Origin of the sequence: Clostridium lacusfryxellense (assembly GCF_018861735.1) — a bacterium.
Lineage (GTDB): Bacteria > Bacillota > Clostridia > Clostridiales > Clostridiaceae > Clostridium_AD > Clostridium_AD lacusfryxellense.
Map to the genome: position 1 here is coordinate 1 of NZ_JAHLEB010000104.1, position 4,952 is coordinate 4,952.

8 protein-coding genes are annotated in these 4,952 nt (G+C 29.1%); all 8 read right to left on the minus strand.

The window, feature by feature from the left end; all coding sequences use genetic code 11:
• Positions 1-281 precede the first annotated feature (281 nt).
• A complete protein-coding gene (locus tag KPL55_RS25105; protein WP_216309490.1) occupies positions 282-821 on the minus strand; it encodes a coiled-coil domain-containing protein in 540 nt (179 codons plus the stop codon).
• Positions 822-2,338: 1,517 nt separating this feature from the next.
• Positions 2,339-2,650 (minus strand): hypothetical protein, encoded by a 312-nt coding sequence (locus KPL55_RS25110; protein WP_216309491.1) that lies wholly within the window; start codon positions 2,648-2,650, stop codon positions 2,339-2,341.
• Between the two features lie 18 nt (positions 2,651-2,668).
• Positions 2,669-2,818: a hypothetical protein gene (locus KPL55_RS25115; protein ID WP_216309492.1), complete on the minus strand. Its 150-nt coding sequence runs from the start codon at positions 2,816-2,818 to the stop codon at positions 2,669-2,671.
• A 41-nt stretch (positions 2,819-2,859) separates the two neighbouring features.
• On the minus strand, positions 2,860-3,156 hold the full coding sequence (locus KPL55_RS25120; protein ID WP_216309493.1) for a helix-turn-helix domain-containing protein: 297 nt from the start codon (positions 3,154-3,156) through the stop codon (positions 2,860-2,862).
• 71 nt (positions 3,157-3,227) lie between these two features.
• Positions 3,228-3,599 (minus strand): DUF6075 family protein, encoded by a 372-nt coding sequence (locus KPL55_RS25125; protein ID WP_216309494.1) that lies wholly within the window; start codon positions 3,597-3,599, stop codon positions 3,228-3,230.
• Between the two features lie 26 nt (positions 3,600-3,625).
• The gene (locus tag KPL55_RS25130; protein WP_216309495.1) at positions 3,626-3,805 is read right to left on the minus strand and encodes a hypothetical protein; all 180 of its coding nucleotides are present in this window, start codon (positions 3,803-3,805) and stop codon (positions 3,626-3,628) included.
• A gap of 89 nt (positions 3,806-3,894) precedes the next feature.
• On the minus strand, positions 3,895-4,503 hold the full coding sequence (locus tag KPL55_RS25135) for a sortase (RefSeq protein WP_216309496.1): 609 nt from the start codon (positions 4,501-4,503) through the stop codon (positions 3,895-3,897).
• Positions 4,504-4,558: 55 nt separating this feature from the next.
• Positions 4,559-4,952: MucBP domain-containing protein (locus tag KPL55_RS25140; protein ID WP_216309497.1), on the minus strand; the 394-nt coding region annotated here is incomplete at its 5' end.

The window sequence follows — 4,952 nt, forward strand, 5'->3', positions numbered from 1 at the left end:
TATTCGAAATTATCAATTGCTGAAGCTCAAGAGGCTTATGATGAAGTGATCAATAGTTTTCCAATATAAGGTATTGCTTCTGGTGACAGCTATGTTCTTCATACCCCTTATCATTGGGTTATAAATCTATTATGAGTTATATCTTACTTTTATAATATAAATAATACTTTATATAAATATTCCCATTTCATTCAATATAACCTTTATTATATTGAATGAATTTAACCCTGTTTTTTTCATATATTTATATAAAAAAAGTGCTAAAACTTAGTACACAATAATTATTTAGTCCGTTTAAAAAATCTAAAAAAGCCCTTATCTGATTCAAGATTTTCTTTTCTCTCATCCATTTGTTTTTTTATATTACCTATTTTCTCATCAAGTTCCTCGAAATGAGCTTCTAACATTGGAATATCATTTTCCTGTTTTCTTTGTGAGTCTTTAACTAATATCTGCATATTTTCTAAAAGCTTATCTTTGCTATCTAATTGTATATCCTTAACGCCTAATTGTTCCCTTAAGAAAAAAACTTGTTCATTTAGACTATCAATTAAGTCATTTTTAACCTTAATTAAATCTTCCTTATCCGTTACAGTAAAAGCGGTTTCATCACTTTCAATATCTATATCATTTAATTCTTCATTTAACTTATCATCATAATTTAACCCTTGCTTAATTAGCTTAAATCCTTCCTCGTCAACATATGCTTTACCTTGCTTGCGTACTATATACTGTTTTATCTCTTTTAACTTCAACTTTTTATAAATAGTAACTTTGCTTAATTTAGTTAATTCTGATATTTTTTCAACATCATATAACATACCGATTTACCTACCTTTTTAATAGTTTAATTATATTAACTAGTTCACTTAAAAAGTTAAAAAACCTTTAATTTTAATAATTTATTGCAATATAATTAACTGAACAGATATAATACTAATAGAAGATTGCTTGAAACAACCTTCTAAGCTTTGGCAACTGGTATCACTAAAAGTTTTTAATGTGGATTAGTAGCTTACATTTGCAGTGTGGGGCGACAATAAGAGATTTTATCTATTAACAACCCTATTTAAAAAAGTAGCTTACATCATTAGATGGAGGCTACTTTTTTAAATGAATTATATATATAAATTCTAACTATAACCTATTGATGGTCATTTTTTTGGTGTAAGTACGTAGGAAATGACTGTAAGCTACGTAGAAATGACTATACTATTATTTTATAAAACCAAAACCCTAAACAAACCTTCACCTCTCTCTTCCTCAAAACTATGGAAAAGCCATGGAAAGCTTTCGTACCTCTACCTTACCACACCTTTACCACAGTTTCTGCGGTAATCCCTTTAAGAGATTTTTTATTTATTTTCTTATATTCTATTGCATTTATTAGCTTGGTTTATTATTATTTGGGACTGTTAAGAAAGGACGTAGTGAACCCTAAAAAATCTAGGATTCATGTTGTTATTTGGTTGATAGTTGAAGTTTCCGAAAGCTTATTTGTTGCAATATTTTTATATGTACTCTACTGCCATACATACTTATTCTCCATAATTATATTGCACCCTTATGTCATTTCTGACCAGTAGCACACCACCCCAGATAATTTATTTGTCGACCATCTGGACTCGACTAAGGAGAATAAGCACAAATAAGCTTAAATACTTTATTACCCCATTGATTTTTATGCGTCGGCTCAATGTCACCGTTGTGTCTCAACTCGTTTATAGTGTTCGGCTTCACATAGAGAATACCACAGACTCACATCCAATGTACCTCCTTCTCATTCTTAGTAACTGAGCATACTGTATACCCCCTGATGGCATACTATCTTTAAAGAATACTGCTTGTCCTATGTAATTGACCTCTCACTAAATGTGTAACCATCTTAGGGATATTGGTACTGCTCTAGCCCAATATCAAGCCACATTTATCTTTTTAAAGCTTGTCCAACTTATTTATTAATGGATGTTGCACAATGCATTTTTTTATGGTATTATGCAATGTATAAATAATTTGCCTTTTATGTTGAATTAACTCATTTTAGGTAATAAAAAAAAGCCTTCAGTAAACAACTGAAGACTTGAAATTCCTTATAATATCTGTTATATTAATAATATAACTAAATAGCAATCGGAGTTCTCTAACGTCATCTTAAGTGTTTATCTCACTTGGGAATGCATGGCTTACTTAATGTACTGATATACATTAATAAGCATTGAGGACTTTTTTTTATTTTATTTTTTTATTACCATTTTTTATTACCATTTCTTATTACCAAATATATCTTTTTAATTAAATTTAACCTTAGTTTATGCTATTTTTCGATTAATTGCAATACTTACAACAATAGTTTATCTCCACATAAAGGACAAAACTCTATTTTTATGAAATTATAAACATTACACCCCCTGTAAGAATCATACCTCCAATTTTTTATAAACCAACCACAAAGCAATTCTTCATTTTCAATAACATCATGATTTTCTTTAATCTCTTGTATGTCCAAATCATTTTCTCCTTCAATAAGTATAATGTTGACCGGCATACCATGTTGAGATTTACCATTGCAGCAATGATTTTTTCTTTCATATTCTTTTTTACATTCGTTCATCATATTAAATGTATCATCCATTTTATTCATATTATTCATATTAAAACTTCCTTTTATTTAAAATTTAATATCAAACGCTTTATCCATACTAGAATTTATTGTATTACTTATTTCACTTTGTATACTACTAGACACGCCTTGTATAGTAGGAATTACAATATAGATTGCTAATAAAAACACAATAACTATTTTAATAATTTGTTTCATTAAAAACACCCCTTCTCTAATTCGGTATCTAATACCTTTAATTATTTCTCGTTCCTTCTTACTGTTGATATACTTATATTTAATTTTCTTGCGACTTGCTCTTGTGTTTTGCCTTCTTTTCTTAAACTTTTTACAAGCGCTGCATCAACTGTTTTTTTTCTTCCAGCTGGGCTAGGTACATTTTCTACATTCTCCAATGCCTTTAATCCTTCTTTTAAGGCATTTAGTGCTTGGTTAACTTCTATACCGCTTTTATGTTCTTGCTTTAAAATTATTTCTAGGACGTGTATTTGCTTTTTTATTTTTGATATGCTCTCTTTTATTATTATTTTAATCATTTGAACTACTTCCTTTCTGCTAGAATCTTATTCGTAGAAAAAAGGATGGCATAACTTACTACCCCTTTTTTCTACGAAAATCTTATTTGTACTGCCATAAGCATATAATTTCTATAATCTGTGTCTAATGAGAATAGCTCCAAAGGACTAAAATTTTCTTTTTCTCTTTCTTCACCACGATAATTATTAAATAAATTAAAGGCTAATTTTGTTGCTTTTGTAGTTCCTCCCGTCTGCCACCCCTTACTTAACCCTTCAAATTTCATACAATTTTCTTTAAAATCATATAAATCATTTATATGATTTCTTGTTTCCTCAAAAATTGCTAATGTATAAAATAAAGAAATTCTTTCCTTATCCCAATCTTGAACCTCTGCTCTTTTTATAAAATTATTAAATCCCTCTTCATGCTGCACATCTCTAAATTTAATTTCCCATGCCATTTTTAAAACCCTCCTTTAATTTTTAATTATAATTTCATTGTTTTTTCTATTAATTTTTCAAATCTTTCGAGTGTTATTGGATTCTCGTCCGATTTCTCGCAACTAAAGTAACCAAACATGTGAGCCACAATTTCAACTGAAATTTTATCTCTTTCTTCTTTTTCTAATTCCTTAAATATATCAAATAATCTTTCAATGTTATTCATTTACTTTGCCCCCTTATTTATCTTCTATATACATTATATCATATTAATTATGAGCGGTCAATATAATTATGATATATTTGCAAATTATTTTACATTTGTTTAGCTTGTACTATTAGTCTTTTTTCTCCCTGGTTGGAACAAGTAATTAAAGTTATCCAACATCTGTTATCTGTATCCTGGGATAAAACAGATACGTCTGTTGGAGCTACTACCTTAACACTAAAAACCTTATATTCTTTCTTACTTCCTAAATTATCATATAACCAAATGCTGTCATCTTTTCCCACCGTACGTAGCTTACCAAACAATGTGCCATCTTTCATGTTATGTCCCGCTAGAATACAATTACCTGTAGAATTTATTTTACTGCCATGAAATTTAGTAATACTAACGCTTAAATTATCTTCTGTTGAACCTTCTAAAATAGGATAATCCAGGTTTATTTTATCAATAATTATTTTTCCTACAATACTGGCATCAACCTTTTTATTATTTTTAGTACCTATTTTTATAGGAATACTATTCCCTTTTATTTCTTGCTGCTTAACTGTATCATCAAATTTTTTATTGATTAATGTTATCATTTTTTTCTTTTCTGCTTTTATACTGTTTGTATGGTAATCATTTATAATTATTTTGAACATAATAACTGTTGATATTACTAACAATCCCACTATTAACACCTTTCTAGCCCTCACCTATATTTACCTCCTATTAAAAAGGGAGCTAAATATAATAGCTCCCAATATTTATTTATACTTCCTTTCTCTTTAATACTAAGAACAATACCCCTAGTGCCAATACTAACATTAAACATAATGGTGTATTGTCATTCTTTGTTTCATCATTGGTCTTAGGTAGCACCGTAATTATAGGTTCAGATTTTATTGGTGTTTTTATTACTTCTACTGGTGGTGTTATTACCTCTGGTGGCGTTATTACTTCTGGTGGAGCTATAACCCTTGTATATTGGAATATAACTACCTGGTCTTTATTTGCTTCCGTAAGTGTTATTGTTTTTGTAGTATCATCCGTAGTATATCCTGAAAACTCTTTAGGATCATAATTATATGTGCCTAAGTCTAAATCATCATTCACCGTAGGAGCTTCTAGGTCTATTCCGTCTTCATCCTGGTACTTTATCGTT

Excerpts from the sequence above, each read along its gene's own strand:
- KPL55_RS25110 (WP_216309491.1), bottom strand. The coding sequence starts at position 2,650 with ATGAATAATATGAATAAAATGGATGATACATTTAATATGATGAACGAA.
- KPL55_RS25115 (WP_216309492.1), bottom strand. The coding sequence starts at position 2,818 with ATGAAACAAATTATTAAAATAGTTATTGTGTTTTTATTAGCAATCTAT.
- KPL55_RS25125 (WP_216309494.1), bottom strand. The coding sequence starts at position 3,599 with ATGGCATGGGAAATTAAATTTAGAGATGTGCAGCATGAAGAGGGATTT.
- KPL55_RS25130 (WP_216309495.1), bottom strand. The coding sequence starts at position 3,805 with ATGAATAACATTGAAAGATTATTTGATATATTTAAGGAATTAGAAAAA.
- KPL55_RS25105 (WP_216309490.1), bottom strand. The coding sequence starts at position 821 with ATGTTATATGATGTTGAAAAAATATCAGAATTAACTAAATTAAGCAAA.
- KPL55_RS25120 (WP_216309493.1), bottom strand. The coding sequence starts at position 3,156 with ATGATTAAAATAATAATAAAAGAGAGCATATCAAAAATAAAAAAGCAA.